Here is a 17,895-nt window from a genome sequence, read left to right as displayed (position 1 = left end):
GCCCCGGGACGATGGTCCCGGGGCCTCTTTCAGGGGGCCGGTCAGGAGCCGCCGCTGTCGCAGCTCGGCGAGCTGCTGGAGCTGCCCGAGTCGTGGCAGGACGACGACGGGGAGCTGTGGCCGCCCCCGAACGCCGTGTCGGCGACGGTGTACGGCGTCGGGTCGAAGCGGGCCGGCTGGCTCGTCGACGCGGGGGCGGGCGTGGTGCTGGTCTTGGCGGGCTTCCTGCGAAGCCGGTCACGGAGGCTCATGCCCGCAGCATTCCGCAGCGGCCTACCGCTTCACCCTGATTTGAGGTAGATCAGCGGTTACGTCCGTTCCGCTACTATCGCCCGGCACGCCGCTGGTGTTAGGCCGGGCGTAGCGCGCGGTAGATAGGGGCGCACCCGTGGCAACGAGAGATTTCGCTGTCCGCACCGAGAACCACGTCGCCAACCTCACCGGCCTGGGCACGCTGGAGTTCGTGCCCGAGGTGTTCGGTGACGAGTTCCTCGACGGCTACAGCCGCGTCCAGGAGGCGCAGCGGGCCATTGGCGGCGAGGAAGACCTGACCAAGATGGACCCGGCGACGCTGCGCGAGGTCTACGGCTCCATGCGGGAGTTCCTCGGCAGCCTGATGACGCCGGAGTCCGCCGAGCGGTGGCTGCGGTTCGAGGTCATCAAGGGCGCCAAGCTGGTCGACCACTACCGCAGCCGCGCGCAGGCCGAGGAGAAGGCCGCCGAGGAAGGCGGCAGGGTCGTGGACAAGAGCATGCGCGTCCCCGACCGTGTGCTGCTGGAGCTGCTGGAGTGGACGGTCGAGCTGTACGGAGGCGGCAACGACCGCCCTACTACACCGTCCAGCGGATCCTCGCGAGCGTCGCGGAGGGCTGGGACGCCTGGGAAGGCCAGCTCGCCCTCCAAGGCGTCGACCCGCACCGCTGGACGCTCCGCACGCTGATCAACGCCGCCGAGCAGGCGATCTATGCGTCCGCTGAGGACGACGCCGCGCGGCGACGGTTGGAGGCGAAGCTCTACGCCCCGCCCAGGGCGATCCGCCGGCCCCGCACCCAACGGACCTCGCAGCCGCAGCAGTCGGCTGAGAAGCCGCGCGGGGCGCTGACGGTGCAGGACGCGAAGTCGTTGATGGCTCAGCTGGCGGCCCAGGACGCCCAGCTCGGGCTGGGATGAACCGGATAATCTGGGATCGCCGCTGGTGCTAGGCCGGGCAACCGCACTCCTCCGTGAGGTTGCCCGATGGCCGAGGACGACGTCGATTACGGTCGCGCGACCATCACGATCGACATCAACGCCGGCAGTGCCGACGCTGATGGTCGCGCGGCAGGCGTCCGGATCCAGCGGGCGCTGCTGAACGCGACGCGCCGCATCGGCGAGCAGATGCGGCGCCAGATCCAGCGCGGCCTGCTCGCCCAGACGCTCACCGTCCGCATCGAGCCGGACCTGTCCCGGTTCGACAGCCAGCTCCTCACCGGGCTGCGGTCGCTCGACTCGATCAACATCCCCGTCGCGCCGGACGTCACCGGCTTCGTGGAGCGGCTGCGCGCCCTCCTCGCCGACGTCGAGATCCCCATTCGGGTCATCCCGGACATGGACGGGTTCGACGCCCGTATCCGCGCGCACCGGGCCCCTGACGTCAATGTCAACGTCAACCCGGACGCCAACCGATTCCAGCGGGCTCTGGCCGGTCTGGGCAGTATCGCGGCCCGGGTCGGTGGCGCCCTGGCCAGCCTCCTCCAGTTCGGCGCCGTCGGTATTGCAGCCGCGGGCGCCGCCGTGGGTGTCGGCGCGTTCCTCGCCGCGCTTGCCCCGGCCGCCGGAATTGTCGCCGCGCTTCCGGCTGTGATCGCTGCCGCGCAGGTCGCCGTGGGCGCGCTGCGCCTGGCCATGCTCGGGGTCAGCGACGCGCTCTCGGCCGCAGTATCCGGTGACGCGGCGGCGTTCAGCCAGGCCCTGGAGAAGCTGTCACCGGCCGCACAGAAGGCGGTCACGGCCGTCCGTGACCTGGCGCCCCGGCTGAAGGAAGTCCAGCAGTCCATTCAGCAGTCGTTCTTCAAGCAGTTCTCCGGCGACGTCGAGGGAGCGGTCAAGAACCTGCTGCCGCTCGGCGGTGAACTGGGCAAAGTCGCGGCGGAGTTCGGCAAGGCGGCCTCCGAGGGCCTCAAGTTCGCAGCATCGCAGCAGGCGACCGGCCCTCTGCGGCAGATCATCCAAGGCACGGCCCAGGCCGCGTCTGGCCTGCAGACGGCTATCGCGCCGCTGGCGAAGGGATTCCTCGACGTCGCCGCGGCCGTAACGCAGGCGTTCGGCCCGCAGGTCGGAGCGGGCATTGGGCAGGTCGGTGCGCAGATCGGCACGGCCCTGTCGGAGTTCGCCGCCTCGGGCCGGGCCGTCGAAGCGGTACGCGGCGCGCTGGAGGTCTTCCGGCAGCTCGGCGCCATCGCTTCCAACGTCGGCAGCATCATCAGCGGCGTTTTCAGTGCCGCCAACGCATCTGGAGGTGGCTTCCTCGGCAACCTCCAGACGATCACCGCCTCGTTCGCCCAGTTCGTCAACTCGGCGCAGGGCCAGGAGGCGATCGGCAACATCTTCGCGACGCTCGCCACGGTCGCCGCGCAACTCGGTCCGATCTTCGCCGCGCTGGTCACGCAGATCGGCCAGATCGCGCCGATGCTGGCGCCGGTCTTCGCGACCCTCGGCCCCGCCATCGTCGGCGTGATCAACGCCCTGGGCCCGGCTATCCAGGGCATTGCCCCGTCCTTGCAGGTCGTGGCGGCGGCCCTGGCGGAAGCCTTCGCGGCCATCGGCCCGTCCCTGGGCCCCCTCGGAGCCGCCATCGGTCAGGTCATCTCGGCCCTGGCCCCGCTGCTGCCGCTGGTCGGCCAGATCGTCGCGATGCTGGCCACGAGCCTGGCGCCGGTCTTCTCGGCGCTCGCGGCCACCCTGGCGCCGGTCATCCAGCAGCTCGTCGGCGCGCTCGCGCCGATCCTGCCGACGCTGGCCGGCGCGTTCGCTCAGCTCGTCGTCGCCCTGACCCCGCTGGCAACGGGCATTGGTCTGGCCCTGGCAGATCTGATCGGCCAGCTCGCGCCGATCTTCCCGCTGCTGGCTGGCGCCGTGGTGCAGCTGGTCGCCGCGTTCGTGCCGCTGATCGCGCAGCTGACGGCCGCGCTGCTGCCGATCCTGCCCCCGCTGGTCCAGGCGTTCATGGCGGTCGTCAACGCGGTCCTGCCGCTGGTCCCGCCGATCATCGGCCTGGTCACGGCCCTGGCGCCGCTGGTCTCGCAGATCCTGCGGATCGTGGCGCCGGTGCTGCAGTTCGCTGCGGCGATCGCAGGCTGGGCGGTGATCAACATCGTCGTGCCGCTGGTCAAGCTGATCGTCTCGGCGCTGACCGGCTTCATCGGCATCCTGACCTCGGTCGTCAGCAAGGTGACCTGGTTCGTCGGCGCTGTGATCGGGTTCTTCCGGAACCTCTACAACACGCTCAACAGCATCGTCTCCGGCCTGGTCAACGGCGTGGTCAGCTGGTTCACGCGCCTGATCAGCCGGGCCCGCTCCATCCTCAGCGGCATCATCGACGCGATCGTCGGGCCCATCCGGCGCGCCGCGTCCTCGGCCCTGTCGACGCTGCGCGGGTGGGTCTCCGACGCCGTCTCCGCCGTGCGCGGCCTCCTGACCCGGGCGAAGAGCGCCCTGTCGGGGGCGGTGTCCACCCTGGTCAGCGCTGGTAAGGACCTGGTCCAGGGCCTCATCAACGGCATCAAGCAGATGGCCGGCCGAGTCGTCTCGGCTGCCAAGGGCGTGGTGAAGGGCGCGGTCGACGGGGCGAAGAACCTCCTCGGCATCAGCTCGCCGTCGAAGGTGTTCGCGCAGATCGGCCGGGACGTCGGCGCTGGTTTCATCAAGGGCCTGACCGGCACCGCGTCGGACATCAAGCAGACCACCGAGAAGCTCGCCAAGCAGATCACCGACGCCTTTAAGGGGCGGCGGACCCGGGTCGACGACCGGCTCGTGTCGATGCTCCGGTCCGGGAACAAGCGGCTCCAGACCCTGGCCGCGCAGCGCGACAAGCTCGTCCAGAGGATCGCCGATGCGCAGAAGTTCGCGGCCGACACGTCCAAGGCGGCGCTGGATGCGTTCTCGCTGCAGAACCTCACCCAGGGCGAGGAGCCCGTCACCACGCGCCTCCTGCAGAACGGTCTGCAGGACGCCATCGACCGTGTCCGCAAGTTCACCGCCCAGATCAACAACCTGGCCAAGCGGGGCCTCAGCAAGGACCTGTTGCGGCAGATCATCGGCCTCGGCCCGCAGCAGGGTTCCGAGATCGCCACGGTGCTGTCGCAGTCGACGAAGGACAGCCTGAAGCGGCTCAACAGCCTCCAGTCGCAGCTGACGAAGGCCTCCGGCACCCTCGGCACCACGAGCGCCGACGTGCTCTACGACGCGGGCAAGCAGGCCGGCGCCGGTTTCCTCGCGGGCTTGAAGGCGCAGCGCAAGAGCATCGAGAAGCTCATGCTCGACATCGCCAAGAGCATGCAGACGGCGATCCGTCGGGCGCTGCGCATCAAGTCGCCGTCGGTCGTCATGCGCAAGCTCGGCGAGATGACCGGCCTGGGCCTCCAGGTCGGCCTGGCCGGCCAGATCGCCGCGCTGGAGGCGACGTCGCGGCACGCGGCGCAAGCCCTCGTGCGCGGGGTGTCCTCGCAGATGGCCGGGCTCGCCGGCGTCACCCCGAGCATGGGCGGCCAGGTCATCCCGCTGACCCGCAACCAGCGCATGCGGCAGGCCGGTACGGACCCCGCGGCCCTCGCAGGGCGCGGCCGGGGAGGGAGCGGTGACGTGATCCACAACCACCACTGGGAGATCCGGGAAGTGGGCAACGCACGCGTCACCGCGCAGCGGGTCCTCAACCGGTTCGTGCTCGCGGCAGGAGTGTCTGGCTGATGGCGACCGAATGGTTCATGTCGTACGGCGGCGTGGAGGTGGTCAACCACTCCCGCCTGGCGGCCTATCTGGAAACCGTCGGGTCGCCGCTGACCGACTGGGCCGGCTGCGGCTGCCCGACCTTCGGCGCGCAGGTCCTCGAGGACCTGCCGTACACCACACCGGACGACGAGAACAGCCCCGCGCCCTGGTACGACCCGGACGTGCCCGAGTCGACCGAGTTCGCCGGGATCATGGTCCTTGAGGTCGACGGGCTCGACGACTACCCGGTGGAGCGCACCGTCACGGGTGGCATCGCCGGGGGCGGAGCCATCGGCCCTGCGCGGGCACTGCCCCGCACGATCACCGTGACCGCGCTCGTCCTCGGCTCCACGTGCTGTGGCGTCGACTACGGGCGGCACTGGCTGGAGCAGGTCCTCCAGGGCTGCTCTGGCGGAGAGTGCGACGGCGACTGCCTCACGCTCTACAACTGCTGCCCCGGCGAGACGCTGGACGCGGCCACGTTCAACGAGCGGCACCGCCGGACCCTGCGCCGCGTAGCCACTGTGGAGGGGCCGCGGGTCACCGCGCGGGCCGGCGACGGCTGCGGCAACGGCGAGTGTCATTCCGGCGCGGACATCCTCACGGTGGAGTGGGTGATGACCGCCGCGGTGCCGTGGCTGTGGACCGACCCCGTGCCGGTCTTGGAGGTCACGCCGCCGATGGACCTGGACGGTTCGTGCGTCGACTGGTGCGTGCACCCGACGGGGGCCGACTGCCCCGGCGGCTGCCGGTTCGCCGCCTGCCCGGACCCCACGGCCGCGTGTGCGGACCCGCGCTGCTTCCCGGAGACGCCGCCGTTGCCGGGTGCCCCGCTGTCCACGTGCTTCTGTCTGCCGCTGGCGGCTGAGCGGGCCTGCTACGAGATGGACCTGACGGGGCGGCCCACCTGGAGCTCGGACGTGCCGATCGTCACCATCAGGTCCGGGTCGTCGGACCTGCGGAACATCACGGTCGAGATCTACGAGCACGGCGACCAGACGCTGACGTGCGAGGAGACCGCCGACGCGGGCCGCTGCAACCCGCAGAACTACTGGCACGTCAGCTTCGTGCCCGCCGGTGGGGCGGTGACGTTGGACGGGCAGACCGGCCGCGCGACGGTGGAGTGCGGCGGGGTCTGTGAGTCCAGCCCCGACGTCTACGGCCCCGACGGCCAGCCGGCGACGTACGAGCTGCTGGAGTGCGCGGAGTACTGCGTGTGCATCAGCTCGGACATCGAGAGCCCGCCGGCCCTCGACGCGATGGTCACCCTCAGCGTGTCGGGAAGGGGCCGGTAATGGCGGTGTCCGGCTGCGGTACGCACACCGCGACCATCCTCGACCGCAACGGCGCCACGGTGACCACCGCCCAGGTTCTGACCGAGGTGGAGTGGAACCGGGTGCTGGACGGCACCAGCTCGGCGCGGGCCCTGATCCAGCCGGACGGCGACTGCTGCAACCGACTCGGCCGCATCGGCTCCTGGCGCTCCCGGCTCGTGATTTTTCGCGACGGCCAGTACGTGTGGGACGGGCCGGTCACCGACGTCACATGGTCGCTCGGCGAGGTCGAGGTGGTTGCCGAGGACGTCAGCGTGTGGCTCGACAACCGGGTGCCCCACGCCAACCGGACGTTCACGAACACGGACCTGTCCGAGATCGCCCAATGGCTGATCGACGACGGGTTCGCGCCCGACGACCCGGGCCACACCGTGCAGATCGTCGGCAAGGCCGGTGTCGCCGGCTCCCGCTCCTACAGCGTGGGCATCGGACAGACCGGCGACCACCTGCGCCAGCTCGCCGAGGCAGGCATCGACTACACGGTGATCGGCTCGAAGATTCTGCTGCTGCCGGAGACGTTCCTCGTGTCCGTGGGCCGCCTGTCGGACGCCGACCTGCCCGAGGGCCTGGAGGTCTCCGAGGACGGCAAGTCCCTTGTCACTCGCTGGATCGTGGCGGGCAGCGAAAACAGCGGCGCCCTCGGCTCCGACGGCGGCACCGACCCGTACTACGGCCTCCACGAGCGGTACGTGGAGATGTCGGAGATCACTGACGACGCGTCGGCGACGGAGGCCGCGAAGGCCCGGCGCCGGGTGTCTGCCACGGTGCCGGTGTTCGTCGACACCCAGCAGGTGACGATCTCCCCGCTGGCGAACATCAGCGTGCCGAGTCTCGTGCCCGGGTGGGCGCTGGACGTCACCAGCGCCAGCACATGCCGGAAGGTCACCCAGCGCTTCAAGATCACCGGTTTGCGGGTGACGGAGACGGCCGGCGGCGGCGACAGCCCCGGCACGGAGAGCGTGCAGGTCCAGGTGGCGGCGACAGCGGCGGAGGCGGCGTAGATGGCGATCCGTGGAACCCCGGCCCGGCGCGTGGTCGGCGCCCCGCTGGTGGGTGTACTGCGCAGCTTCGACCAGCGGGCCCGCATCGCAGGCCGCACGCGCACGAGCAGCGCCCCGCGCGAACAGGACCCCGGGCCGGCCGAGTCGACCCGTCCGGCGGGCCTGGGCGGGCCTGTGGCGGCCGTTATGGAGACAGGGGAGGACGGGCGGGCCACCTGGACGTTCCCGGCCTCGTACAGCGGCCGTCCGGCCGTCACGGCGACCGCCGTGGACCCCGAGCCCAGCGATGACGAGCGGACGGTGTGGGCGACGCTGGAGGAGGTCACCGCATGGTGCGCCGTGGTGCGGGTGTGGCGCAGCCGTCCCCGCCGCGGTGCCGGTGTCGCCGAGCCGGTCGGCCCTGGGCTGCGCGTGTACCTGATGGCGCTCCCGCCAACGCCCTGACCCGGGCGGTTACCCTGCTCTCGCGCCGCTGGTTGTGGGCCGGGCCGCTCGATCAGTCCTGACGGAGTGCCCCATGGCCAGCGTGTGTGTCGATGACGAGTTCTTCCAGGTCGGCGACGACGGCCGGCTGACGATCGTGCCCGGGTCGATGAACCTGCGGGAGGTCCTGTACTTCAAGACCCCCGGCACCCACGAGTTCAACAAGGCCGACTACCCGTGGCTGAGCCGCATCTTCGTCCAGGTGCAGGCGGGCGGCGGGGGAGCGGCCGGTGCGAAGGCGAATGCCGCTCAGCTCGTCGCGCACCCGGGCGGCACCGGCGGTGGGTACTCGGAGCGGCTGATCGAGGCCTCCGACCTCGGCGCCACGGAGACGATCGTGGTCGGCGAGGCCGGAACCGCGGGCACCCCGACGGTCGATGGCGGCAACGGCGGCAACAGCTCCTTCGGCGGCCTGTGCACCGCGAACGGAGGCTTCGGCGGGCAGGTCGTCATGTCCTCGGGCGCCACACTGATCTGCTACTCGGGCGTGGCCGGGCCACTCGCCGGGATCGGCGACATGGCCCAGGGCGGCGGCCCCAGCGGCGGCTCGATCCGCCTCAGCGGCGACCAGGGGCAGAGCGGGCCGGGTGGGGAATCGAGGCTCGGGCACGGAGGCTGGCAGCGCGCTTCCAGTGGCGGAGGCGGCGCCGGGCGCGGCTACGGCGGCGGAGCGGCCGGGGCCCTCGCGCGGGACGGCGACAGCGTCAACGGCACCGAGGGCAGCGCCGGACTGGTCGTCGTCTGGCTGTACGCCTGACCCCGCGTCCGGACGCCGTCCGGACGCCACGTCCGGACGGCGTCCGCACAGGTCAGAGCCTTGGAGTTGTGTCCGTCCGGACGGCACCGTGGACGCGTCCGGACCGCGTCCGGACGGGCCGTCGATAGACTCGGCCGTGCGCCGCTGGTGCTAGGCCGGGCCACAGAACAACCCCGCGAGGAGCGTGGAACTGTGGCGCGATGTGGATGCGGTGGGGGCCTGTGCAACTGCACCGTGCAGGCCGGCGAGAACGTCACCGTCAGCGGTTCGGGTAGCGACGCGAACCCCTACGTCATCTCTGCCGAAGTCCCCTGCGATGTGGTCCGTGCGTGCCTCTCTGGCGGCGACGGCATCGACTTCAACCCGGCAACCGGCGTCATCGCGGCGGACCTGTCCAGCGACGTCGGGAACAACCTGGTCATCGGCGGAGACGGCGGGCTCATGGTGCCCACTGCTGGGGGCACGGTCGCCACCGGATGCGGCCTGAGCGGCAATGGCAGCGGCAGCTCACCGCTGAAGGTGGCCACCGGCGTGTGGCCGTACCCGTGCAGTGCCGACACGGCGGGCGGCGTCGTCGTCTGCGACTCGAACGGCGTGCTGCGCAGCGAGCCTCGCGGCAAGATCAGCTTCAGCCAGATCAGCGAGAGCCGTACGTACGCCAGCCTCGCGGTCCCGAACACCCCCACCGTGGTCGATACGTTCCAGATGAACATCACCAATCCCGACCTTTGCCGGTCTGCGATGGTGCTGATCGAGCGGGAGGTCGACGTCGACTTCACCCTCCCGGTAGGAGGGAGCGCCGCGTACGCGCAGGACACCGACCAGATGTACTACATGAAGAACACGGGCTCGTCGACGATGACCGACGTGCACACCCAGACGACGAAGGTCTACCAGGCGCTCGCCGCGCTCGCCCCGGGCGCCGGGGCGGTGGTCCAGCTGCCGATCACGCTGGACCGCGGCGCGGCCGCCGCCACATACAACCGGATCCAAGTTTTCATCCGCGCCATTCTCATCAGCCTGTGAGGAGCACAGCATGGACACGATGGTGATCGCCGGCGTCAGGCCGGTTGGCGAATCCGTGGACCTGTACGTCATCTACGACGACGGCACACCGGCCCACATGCAGGTCCTCGCTGGGATGGAGCCGGTACTGAGCAGGCCCGGCCGCTTCGTCTCCCTGGAGGAGTACGGGGAGCGGCGTCAGGAGCTGCAAGACGGCATCACAGCCCATATCGCCAGCCTGGAGAAGGCGGACGAGATCCGGCAGGAGAACGACTTCGAGGCGCTGATCGCGCTCGGGGTGCCCGAGGACAGCGCCCGCCGTATGTCCGGCTACACCGGGCAGGGGTGACCCAGTGTCCACGAGGGGCGTCGTCGCTCCCGGGGTTCAGGTCTGTTCGCTGAAAGTCGACACACCCCAGTCCATCCCGTCGTCCGCGTCGTACACGATCGTCCGCTTCCCGTACGGGGCGGCCGAGCCGACCGACCGGTTCGAGATGCACCAGGCGTTGCAGCCCGACGGCAGCACCGTGACCAACTACGCCACGGACGACCGGTCAGGCCTGATCAGGCCGTCCCGGGCAGGATGGGGCTCGCTGTACGCGCTGATCCAGTGGGAGGCCCCTACCGCCACCTCCGGGACGGTCACCGAGTACCGCGACCAGTTCGTCCGTGACCCTCTCGGCGAGACCGCGACCCCGAACGACACCACGGCGACCGATCACCGCGCCGCGACCCCCGGCGGGCAGTTCTGGACGAAGAGCTGGGGGATCTTCGTTACGCCCGATGTGCCGCTCGCGCTGCGCGTGACCCACAACGGCACCGTGGGGCCGCTGCTGATGACCCTCGCGGAGTTCAAGCTCGTCATCCACCCCGCCGCCTGACCGTCGCAGGGGGCGAAAGCTACACTCCAGGCAGCTGCTGGTTCTGGGCCGGGCGTCGACTCTCCGCGTTGGGAGTGATCGCCGTGGCGGACCCCGCTACCCCCGGCCAGTGGCGCGCAGCGCTCAAGGCTGAGGGCGTCCCGTTCACCGAGCTGGCCGGCTGGACCGAGCGCGGCAGGGACACCGCGACGGGGAAGGCCTTCGGGCCGGTCCACGGCATCCTGAACCACCACACCGCGGGTGTCGACAGCCTGCGCGTCATCGCCACGGCCGGTGTGCCGGGTCTGCCTCCGCCGCTCGCCCACGCCCTCCTGCGCAAGGACGGCGTCGTGGTCCTGGTCGCCGACGGCCGCGCCAACCACGCGGGCCCCGTCGCCGAGAACGTCTTCCTGGCGATCGTCGCTGAGAAGCCGCTGCCGAAGCAGGACAAGACGCGCACGGTCGACGGCAACGACTCGCTGTACGGGCTGGAAGTCGAAAACCGCGGCGACGGGGAAGACGTCTACACGCGAGCCCAGTACGACAGCATGGTCCGCTTCAACGCTGCTCTGTGCCGACTGCACGGCTGGAGCGAAGGCAGTGCCGCCGGGCACCTGGAGACGTCCGTCGAAGGCAAGCCGGACCCCGCCGGCCCCGTGGCCGGGTACGGCCGCCGAGGCCGGTTCCTGTTCACCATGGCCCAGTTCCGCCGAGACGTCGCCGAGCGGCTGTCACACCAGGCGAATTGGAGCCCTCCCACCACACAGGAGACGCCCACCGTGACCCCCGACTACGTCAATCTGGGCCTCGCCCACGGATTCCAGCTCGCGCCGGACCTGTGGGACGCGATCGAGTTCACCACCGAGTGGAACGACGAGCCGGACGGCCACGCGCTGAACAGCCCGAGTTTCGTCAAGGGCGCCGCCCGGTTCACCGGCTCGCTGAGCCTGCGCTTCGAGGGCCTGGCTGTCGGTGAGGTGGTCCAGGTCCGCATGAGCGAGTACGACGACGCGGGCAATCTCAAGCTGGACCACCCGATCCACGAGATCATCGGCACCCCTGGCGGGACGTACGGCGTGGTGCCGCTGACGAAGCGTCTGGCGGCCGGCCGGAACATGCGGGTGCGGCTGATGAACCTCGGCGCCGAGGAGATCGAGGTCGCCAGCGCGGTCCTCACGGCCCTGGCTTGGGCGGAATGAGCGTGGTCGGCAGTGTCTCCACGGGCAACACGGCCGTGGACTTGGTGATGCTGTGGGGCGGCGCCATATCGCTCGTCGTGGGCCTGGGAACGGCCCTGTGGCGGGTGGGGCGGGCCGTGTCGCACCTGTTCCGGCGCGCGTCCCAGTTCTTCGACGACTGGTACGGCGAAGAGGCCCGTCCGGGAGTCCGGGCCCGGCCGGGCATCATGGTGCGGATGGAGGGGATGGAGGAGCGTGTCAGCCAGGTCTGGCACGAGGTGTTCCCCAACGGAGGCGGGAGCCTGCGCGACGCCGTCGACCAGGCGAACGACCGCCTGGCGACACTCTGTCCGGCCGACGTCGACCCGTGTCCGCCACCGCCTCAGCCGCCGGCCCCGCCGGTCGTGCCGCCACAGCCGGACCCGCCGGACGAGCCGTCCGGCCCCTGAACGGACGCCCGCCCTACGCGCCGGGGCGGGCGTCCCCCTTTGCGTCAACCGTTGACCGATTTCCCCCCTGTGTCAGCGGCTCTCGTGCGAGAGGCTATTACTGCCGGGCCTTGCGGCTTGGCCGACCGTAGAACGCATGTGCAGGGGGAGCCATGACCAATCCGGCCTTGTTGAGGGGTATGTGAGTACCCGTCACCTGATCTCTGTAGTGTCGTCAGTAGACGTCTCCGTTCAGCAGCGTCATCCGGTGCCTGCTCTGCAGGCCGCCGTGTGAGGTCTGGCCCGGGTGGCGCAACTGGCAGACGCAGCCGCCTTAAACGCGGTCAAGTGTGGGTTCGACTCCCACCCCGGGCACCAGCCGCTGGCCCGCCTCTCGGAGGCGGGCCGTCCTATTTGTGGCATCCTGTCCGCCGCACGAGACGGAGGACCGCGTGAGTGCCGACACCGACCTTGACGACCTGGCCGCGCTGCTGCCGCAGCTGTCGACCCGCGAAGCGTTCGCGGAACTCGAGACCGCCCAGCGGGCGGCGGAGCAGGCCCCGCCTCAGTCCACGATCATCCCGGAGCCCGAGTTCCCGCACGCGTGGCCGCACCCGAAGGGCGGGATCGCCCGGTTCCCGTGCGCCCTCGGCTGCGGGTGGGCCCACGAGCACGACAGCTACGCGGAGGACCCGGACCCCATCAGCGTGCCGCTGACCGCCACCTCGGAGGACATCGGCCGGATCTTCGGGGAGCGCGCCGAGCGGCGGGCGGCCAGGGTCCGCGCGAGCGTCGAGACGGCAATCCGCGGCCACTTCGCCGACGCGCACCCGGGCCAGGAGCCGCCCAAGCGGAGGATCGCGTGACGGCCGGCCTGTGCCCCGGGTGCGGGCACGCAGTGGAGGCGCACCCCGTGGAGGCCCGGCAACGGGTGTGTACGCGCGGCTACGGCCGCGTCGCGTGCCGGGAGTGCGCGCACGGCCTGGCGAGTCTGGTGGCGGAGCGGTACGGGTCGAACGTCGCCGAGTGCTTCGCTGCGGAGCTGCGGCGCGGGCAGGGCCTGCGGCTGCCGCGCGGCTACGCCCTGGCCCGGCCTGTCGTCGCCGGGTGGTCCGCTTCGGGAGGTATGTTCGGATCGTCCACAGCTTGAGTTGCTACTCGCGGTCCTGGACAACGAGGCCCCACCCGCCACCGGCCCGGCGCGGGTGGGGCTTCGTCATGCCGCCTTCTCGACGTCCTCGGGCTGGGTGGCCTCGGACCACAGCACGAGCAGGCGCTCGTACTCGGCGGTGCGCTTCTTGTCGGCGGGCTTGTTCATGAGCCGCCGGATGAGCTGGTTGACCTGATCGCGGACAGGGGGCGCCTGGCCGTGAGGCCGGGAGGAGCGGGGCATACCGCCACGGTACGGCCCGCCACTGACATTCCCGCAGCGTTCTATTCTGTTCGACGGCCCGCCCGGATAGAACGGAACGACGATGAGCGCCGCTGCAGAACTGCGTGACTACCCCGCCGCCACATGGAGCTCGGACGAGGGTGGCCGCTGCGCGCGGTGCTCGGATCCGTGCAAGAAGTACGGCTTCAACGCCAATCCGTTGTGCCGTGAGTGCTTTGCCAAGGTGGCTGTGCACTGGGGGCCAGGCGTGCGGCAGAAGGGCTACAGCGCCTGACCCGGATGCCGGGACGTAGGGGCAACCGTACGTCCCGGCACTGACATCCGGTTCAGGCGTAGGCGAGCTGCCAGTCCCGGGCCCGCTCGTCGAGGTCGGCGGCGGCCCGTACGCCTCGCTTGTCGAACACTCCGAGCTGGCGGCGGATACCGGATACCTGCTTGGCGACGCGGGCGGAGCGGACCCCGCCGAGCAGGTTGAGGGACTGGCCCCAGGTGGCGCACGCGGCCTCCAGGTGGCCCTGGGCGGCCTGTTCGCGGCCCTGCGCGGCGAGGGTGAGCGCGGTGATCCGCTGGTAGCCGTTGCCGTCGCGGGGGCGGCTGCGCGCGGACGTCTCGTAGTGGCGCTCGGCGTTGCGGTGGTCGCCCAGCTCGTGGAACGTCTTCCCAGTGTGGCTGCTGACCGTGGCCCTGGCCGATCCCCACAGGGCGGCCCAGTACGGCAGGTCGGACTGCTCGCCCCGCAGCACCAGGTCCTGGGCCTCGCGGATCTGGGTCGCGGCTTCCTTGCGGCGCCGGTTCACGGCCAGGGCGCGGGCCCGGGTCACGGCGAACAGGGCTTCTGTCGACGGCGACACCCGGCCCCGGACGCGGTCGAGGGCCGACTCAGCGAGGCGCAGCGTGTTCTCCGGGCGGCGGATGTCCATCCCGTTGTGGGCCATGATCCGCAGTATCCACGCCTCGTGGATGTAGTCCCCGGCTTCCCGGGTCAGCGCGAGGGCCTGTAGGTAGTAGCGCTGGGCCAAGCCGTGCTCGTCGGCGTCGTACGCCTTCCAGCCGCACAGGTAGGCCACCGACGCGGCCAGGCCGAGGGCCTCGCGGTGCTCGGCCTCGGAGCCGAAGCGGGACTGGCACAGGTCGGCGACGTCCGTGCGCAGGTACTGCACGACGGCCGTCCGGCCGTGCTGTCCGCCGTGCCGCTCGTCGATGCGCGTGAACATCTCCGTCATGTCGCGGACGGCATCCAGCTCGGCCCGGCCGGCACGGGCCCGCGCTCCGTCTGCTGCGCGGGCGCGGTATTCGAGGGCTTGGTCCAGGCCGAGCGGGAGCGCCGCCGCTGCGACTGAATATGCGGCGTTCGTCAAGAATTTGCGGCGCCGGATGTCCGCCTCCCCGATGCGTCGTAGAGTGTCCACTGGATCCGGTCCCAGACCCAACCCAAGCGGGGTCTGGGACTGGTCCATGTCTGGGGTCGTGAACCCCAGGTCTACCGGCTGGACCTGACGGCCCAGATTTCGACTGATCGCCTCGGCAATGTACGACGCTGTTCGAGGCTCGGGGCCCTTGCCCCTCATCCAGTGAGCCACCGCGGACTTGTTCGTGCGGAGATCGTCACCCGCCTCGGCCGCGATGCGGCGGACCTCGGATGCGAGCTTCTCGTACGTCAGATCGGCTTCACGCAGGGCTTCTTTGAGCGCGACGTTGTGCGCGCCGGAGTGATTCTCCACCTCGTCCACCCTCCCAAGCAGGGCGTTAAACCCGTTAAACCACTTCGTGGCCCCGGGGACTACACGCCCCACTGTATGCCTCGGTGTACTCGCTGTAATCACGAATGCGAGACGGCCGCTTGGGGGCGTCAGGATGGAACAGAGCGGAAGCACACAAAGCGGTGCTGAGCTGGAACGGCAAGAGCCACAGGGCGGAGTCTTGGTGCACGCCCGCGAGGCGCGGACCTTCGGCGCCGCGACGTGGCTGCTGATGGCCGCTCACGACCCGGTCACGGCCCACCGCGACTGGGGAGGCGGGGACGTCGCGCTGCTGCGCTGCGGAACGCTGTTCACCGCTGTCCGCGTGCCGCTCGACCTGGTCGAGACGGCGGCTGGTACGGGCAATCCGTGGGAGATCGGGGTCTACCTGAACGAGGCCCTGCTGGGTGGCGCTGTGTTCACCGACCGGACGGCCGGCCAGGTGTACTTCCTCGTCCTCGCGTCGGCGTGGGGACGGTGGAACGTGCCGGGCACCGAGTGCCTCAGCCCCGGCATGCTCCTCGGTGTCCCCCGGCCGGGGGTCGACCAGAAGGCGCGGTCGCACTGGCTGCTGGAGATGGACGGCCCCGGCGTCTTGTGCATGGAGCACGCGGTGAAGCAGCTCGTCGAGCACGCCCGCCTTCGCGCCGCACAGAGCGTGCAGGACGGTGCCTGACGTGCTGGCTGGCCGCCGACTGGTCGCGGAGGACGGTACGCCCGTGGTGTCCAAGTCCTTCAGGCGCAACGGCGAGTCCGTACGCCAGGCCCGCCAGTTCGTGCACGCGGCCTTACTCGACTGGAAGCTGCCCGACCTCGCGGATGCCGCCGAGCTGGTCGCCTCCGAACTCGCGACCAACGCGGTGCAGCACGCGCGTTGCGACGCGTACCGCGTGACCCTGCGCCGGCTCGACGAGGACCGGGTGCGCGTCGCGGTCGTCGACCGCAGCAAGACCGAGCCACAGGTGGCCGAGCCGGGCGACGAAGAGGAGCACGGCCGGGGCCTGGCCCTCGTCGAAGCCATGTCCACTCAGTGGGGTACGGACCCGCTGAGCTGGGGCAAGCGGGTCTGGGCCGACCTGGAGGCGCCCCAGATGGGGGAGATGCCCGACCCCCGCGTCTCGATATACGCCACCGGCCGCGCACGGGCGACTTACGTCCTGATAGTCGTCGCGGTCGCTGCCCTCGTCATCGCGGCCGTAGCCGCGCAGCACTGACGGCCCGCCCGTCACCCAAGCCCCGCCCCGGCCGCAGATGTCAACGGCTCTCCCTCCGGCCGGGGCGGACCAACCTCCCTGGAGACCCCGTGACACATCAGCTGATCGCTGCCACCTTCCTGGAACAGCACGTCCTCGTGAGGCCGGGAGCCCGCGGCGGTGCCCTCCTGCCCGAGGCCCGCTACGACGAGCTGCGCGCTCTCGCCCCGGCCGAGCCGGCCCCGCCCTGGCTCGTCGAAGCTGTCCGCGAGCAGTGGGACGACCTCGACATCACCGGCCAGTCCCTGGCCGACATCCTGCTCGTCCGTCAGCCGTCCACGTGGGGCTACGGAAAGGCGAGCTGGGAGGTCAACCTGGGCTGCAACTACGACTGCAAGCACTGCTACCTCGGCTTGAAGATGAAGGCCGGGATGCCGTGGGAGGACAAGCGGCGCTGCCTCGACATCATGGCCGAGGCCGGCGTGCTGTTCCTCCAGGTCACCGGCGGCGAGCCGACCATCGACAAGGACTTCATGCGCGCCTACCGGTACGCGTGGGAACTCGGCATGATGATCACGGTCTCGACGAACGGCTCGCTGCTGTGGCGCGAGAACCTGCTCCGCCTGTTCCGCGAGTGCCCGCCGTACCGCGTCACCGTCTCGATGTACGGGGCGACGAAGGCCAGTTACGACGAGCTGACGCAGCGCCAGGGCGCCTGGGACCAGTTCGTGCAGGGCATGAACGCCGCCCGCCACGCCCGCCTGCCGCTGCGGATGAGCATCGTCGTCACCGACGACAACGGCCACGAAGAGCAGGCGATGATCGACCTGTGCGAGACGTGGGGCGTCGAGTACGAGGTCTTCACCAATATGACGCCGACGATCTACGGCGGCGGTGAGGTCCTCACCGCGCAGTCCAAGGAACACCTGCGGGTGCGCAAGACCTTCACCGGCTGCAACGCCGGACACACCTTCTTCCACATGGACCCCTTCGGCCTGGTGTCCATCTGCAAGATCGGCCGCGACGACCAGATCAGCCTCCCCAACGAGGGGATTGAGGGCCTTGCCCGGCTGGGCGCGATCGCGGACCGCCTCATGCTTCGCACCGGCGGCTGCTCGGGATGCAGCATCGCCGGCTCCTGCCGCGTGTGCAGGCCCCTGGCAAAGCACTACCAGGAGGCGAAGGCCCCGCTGGCGGCTTACTGCCAGCACGGAGATAAGAAAGCAGGGTGAACAGCATGACCGCAGTAGCAGTCGAGATCTCGCCGCGGCGCCCGCTGCCGAGCGACGGGCCCACCGGAGACAGCCTGCCGTACCTCACGCGGCCGGTCCTGGAGCCGGTGAAGCCGGTGACCGTCATCACCGGCATCGCCGACATGGACACCGTCATGGACAGCGCGAAGTGCTCGTGCGCGGCCGGCGACGACAACCCGCACTGACCTGATCTGCGCCTGATCCGGTCGTGGGGGGGGCGCGCCCCGCCGCAGTCGAGCCGGGGCCGGGGCGGGGGCGCGAGGGGTGAGTGGGGGTGGGGGGGGCGGGGGGGGGGTGTGGAGTGGG

20 protein-coding genes and 1 tRNA gene are annotated in these 17,895 nt (G+C 70.6%); 18 read left to right on the top strand and 3 right to left on the bottom strand.

Annotated elements, in window-relative coordinates; translation table 11 throughout:
- Positions 1-41 precede the first annotated feature (41 nt).
- Positions 42-251, bottom strand: a complete 210-nt coding sequence (locus ABZ923_RS37375) for a hypothetical protein (protein ID WP_361481505.1) — start codon at positions 249-251, stop codon at positions 42-44.
- A 137-nt stretch (positions 252-388) separates the two neighbouring features.
- On the opposite strand from ABZ923_RS37375, the gene ABZ923_RS37370 reads away from it, so the two are divergent.
- The 14 genes from ABZ923_RS37370 (at position 389) to ABZ923_RS37305 (ending at position 13,161) form a co-directional block, all read left to right on the top strand.
- Positions 389-940, top strand: coding sequence for a hypothetical protein (locus ABZ923_RS37370; protein ID WP_361481502.1), 552 nt, complete (start codon positions 389-391; stop codon positions 938-940).
- A 296-nt stretch (positions 941-1,236) separates the two neighbouring features.
- The gene (locus ABZ923_RS37365) at positions 1,237-4,944 is read left to right on the top strand and encodes a hypothetical protein (RefSeq protein ID WP_361481500.1); all 3,708 of its coding nucleotides are present in this window, start codon (positions 1,237-1,239) and stop codon (positions 4,942-4,944) included.
- Positions 4,944-6,260, top strand: coding sequence for a hypothetical protein (locus tag ABZ923_RS37360; RefSeq protein WP_361481497.1), 1,317 nt, complete (start codon positions 4,944-4,946; stop codon positions 6,258-6,260). Before ABZ923_RS37365 ends, ABZ923_RS37360 begins: the two co-directional genes overlap by 1 nt.
- A complete protein-coding gene (locus ABZ923_RS37355) occupies positions 6,260-7,300 on the top strand; it encodes a hypothetical protein (protein ID WP_361481494.1) in 1,041 nt (346 codons plus the stop codon). Before ABZ923_RS37360 ends, ABZ923_RS37355 begins: the two co-directional genes overlap by 1 nt.
- Positions 7,301-7,744 carry a hypothetical protein gene (locus tag ABZ923_RS37350; RefSeq protein ID WP_361481491.1) on the top strand — a complete coding sequence of 148 codons (444 nt, stop codon included), beginning with the start codon at positions 7,301-7,303 and terminating at the stop codon, positions 7,742-7,744. It abuts the gene before it with no gap.
- 73 nt (positions 7,745-7,817) lie between these two features.
- Positions 7,818-8,540, top strand: a complete 723-nt coding sequence (locus ABZ923_RS37345) for a hypothetical protein (protein WP_361481488.1) — start codon at positions 7,818-7,820, stop codon at positions 8,538-8,540.
- A gap of 234 nt (positions 8,541-8,774) precedes the next feature.
- Positions 8,775-9,566, top strand: coding sequence for a hypothetical protein (locus ABZ923_RS37340; RefSeq protein WP_361481485.1), 792 nt, complete (start codon positions 8,775-8,777; stop codon positions 9,564-9,566).
- A 10-nt stretch (positions 9,567-9,576) separates the two neighbouring features.
- Positions 9,577-9,894 (top strand): hypothetical protein, encoded by a 318-nt coding sequence (locus tag ABZ923_RS37335; protein WP_361481482.1) that lies wholly within the window; start codon positions 9,577-9,579, stop codon positions 9,892-9,894.
- 4 nt (positions 9,895-9,898) lie between these two features.
- The gene (locus ABZ923_RS37330) at positions 9,899-10,426 is read left to right on the top strand and encodes a hypothetical protein (RefSeq protein ID WP_361481479.1); all 528 of its coding nucleotides are present in this window, start codon (positions 9,899-9,901) and stop codon (positions 10,424-10,426) included.
- An 83-nt stretch (positions 10,427-10,509) separates the two neighbouring features.
- Positions 10,510-11,604: an N-acetylmuramoyl-L-alanine amidase gene (locus tag ABZ923_RS37325; protein ID WP_361481477.1), complete on the top strand. Its 1,095-nt coding sequence runs from the start codon at positions 10,510-10,512 to the stop codon at positions 11,602-11,604.
- Positions 11,601-12,032, top strand: a complete 432-nt coding sequence (locus tag ABZ923_RS37320) for a hypothetical protein (protein WP_361481474.1) — start codon at positions 11,601-11,603, stop codon at positions 12,030-12,032. The genes ABZ923_RS37325 and ABZ923_RS37320 overlap by 4 nt, the downstream gene beginning before the upstream one ends.
- Before the next feature lie 280 nt (positions 12,033-12,312).
- Positions 12,313-12,389: transfer RNA gene (locus ABZ923_RS37315), tRNA-Leu, on the top strand.
- A 74-nt stretch (positions 12,390-12,463) separates the two neighbouring features.
- On the top strand, positions 12,464-12,877 hold the full coding sequence (locus tag ABZ923_RS37310) for a hypothetical protein (RefSeq protein WP_361481471.1): 414 nt from the start codon (positions 12,464-12,466) through the stop codon (positions 12,875-12,877).
- Positions 12,874-13,161, top strand: a complete 288-nt coding sequence (locus ABZ923_RS37305) for a hypothetical protein (protein WP_361481468.1) — start codon at positions 12,874-12,876, stop codon at positions 13,159-13,161. Before ABZ923_RS37310 ends, ABZ923_RS37305 begins: the two co-directional genes overlap by 4 nt.
- A 66-nt stretch (positions 13,162-13,227) precedes the next feature.
- On the opposite strand, the gene ABZ923_RS37300 is transcribed toward ABZ923_RS37305, so the two are convergent.
- Entirely contained in the window at positions 13,228-13,404 is a 177-nt protein-coding gene (locus tag ABZ923_RS37300) for a hypothetical protein (protein WP_361481465.1), read from the bottom strand.
- Positions 13,405-13,730: 326 nt separating this feature from the next.
- Positions 13,731-14,627: a hypothetical protein gene (locus ABZ923_RS37295; protein ID WP_361481462.1), complete on the bottom strand. Its 897-nt coding sequence runs from the start codon at positions 14,625-14,627 to the stop codon at positions 13,731-13,733.
- A 700-nt stretch (positions 14,628-15,327) separates the two neighbouring features.
- Between ABZ923_RS37295 and ABZ923_RS37290 the strand changes: the two genes are divergently transcribed.
- The 4 genes from ABZ923_RS37290 to ABZ923_RS37275 all read left to right on the top strand — a co-directional run bounded on the left by ABZ923_RS37290 (position 15,328) and on the right by ABZ923_RS37275 (position 17,774).
- Complete coding sequence (locus tag ABZ923_RS37290; RefSeq protein ID WP_361481459.1) at positions 15,328-15,819, top strand: hypothetical protein; 492 nt, start codon at positions 15,328-15,330, stop codon at positions 15,817-15,819.
- Position 15,820: 1 nt separating this feature from the next.
- Positions 15,821-16,357 (top strand): ATP-binding protein, encoded by a 537-nt coding sequence (locus tag ABZ923_RS37285; protein WP_361481457.1) that lies wholly within the window; start codon positions 15,821-15,823, stop codon positions 16,355-16,357.
- Between the two features lie 89 nt (positions 16,358-16,446).
- Positions 16,447-17,568, top strand: a complete 1,122-nt coding sequence (locus ABZ923_RS37280; protein WP_361481454.1) for a radical SAM protein — start codon at positions 16,447-16,449, stop codon at positions 17,566-17,568.
- Positions 17,569-17,573: 5 nt separating this feature from the next.
- Positions 17,574-17,774 carry a hypothetical protein gene (locus ABZ923_RS37275; protein ID WP_361481451.1) on the top strand — a complete coding sequence of 67 codons (201 nt, stop codon included), beginning with the start codon at positions 17,574-17,576 and terminating at the stop codon, positions 17,772-17,774.
- The last annotated feature ends 121 nt before the right edge of the window (positions 17,775-17,895 follow it).

The sequence above is a fragment of the Streptomyces sp. NPDC046881 genome (genome assembly GCF_040645015.1).
In the GTDB taxonomy this organism is placed as follows: Bacteria; Actinomycetota; Actinomycetes; order Streptomycetales; family Streptomycetaceae; genus Streptomyces.
The sequence above is the reverse complement of the archived record's forward strand: the minus strand, read 5'-3'. Positions and strand labels throughout refer to the sequence as shown.

What these genes read in the sequence shown, in the direction of transcription:
- ABZ923_RS37375 (WP_361481505.1), bottom strand. Translation starts at nt 251, where the DNA reads ATGAGCCTCCGTGACCGGCTTCGCAGGAAGCCCGCCAAGACCAGCACC.
- ABZ923_RS37365 (WP_361481500.1), top strand. Translation starts at nt 1,237, where the DNA reads ATGGCCGAGGACGACGTCGATTACGGTCGCGCGACCATCACGATCGAC.
- ABZ923_RS37360 (WP_361481497.1), top strand. Translation starts at nt 4,944, where the DNA reads ATGGCGACCGAATGGTTCATGTCGTACGGCGGCGTGGAGGTGGTCAAC.
- ABZ923_RS37355 (WP_361481494.1), top strand. Translation starts at nt 6,260, where the DNA reads ATGGCGGTGTCCGGCTGCGGTACGCACACCGCGACCATCCTCGACCGC.
- ABZ923_RS37350 (WP_361481491.1), top strand. Translation starts at nt 7,301, where the DNA reads ATGGCGATCCGTGGAACCCCGGCCCGGCGCGTGGTCGGCGCCCCGCTG.
- ABZ923_RS37345 (WP_361481488.1), top strand. Translation starts at nt 7,818, where the DNA reads ATGGCCAGCGTGTGTGTCGATGACGAGTTCTTCCAGGTCGGCGACGAC.
- ABZ923_RS37335 (WP_361481482.1), top strand. Translation starts at nt 9,577, where the DNA reads ATGGACACGATGGTGATCGCCGGCGTCAGGCCGGTTGGCGAATCCGTG.
- ABZ923_RS37320 (WP_361481474.1), top strand. Translation starts at nt 11,601, where the DNA reads ATGAGCGTGGTCGGCAGTGTCTCCACGGGCAACACGGCCGTGGACTTG.
- ABZ923_RS37300 (WP_361481465.1), bottom strand. Translation starts at nt 13,404, where the DNA reads ATGCCCCGCTCCTCCCGGCCTCACGGCCAGGCGCCCCCTGTCCGCGAT.
- ABZ923_RS37295 (WP_361481462.1), bottom strand. Translation starts at nt 14,627, where the DNA reads ATGACGGAGATGTTCACGCGCATCGACGAGCGGCACGGCGGACAGCAC.
- ABZ923_RS37275 (WP_361481451.1), top strand. Translation starts at nt 17,574, where the DNA reads ATGACCGCAGTAGCAGTCGAGATCTCGCCGCGGCGCCCGCTGCCGAGC.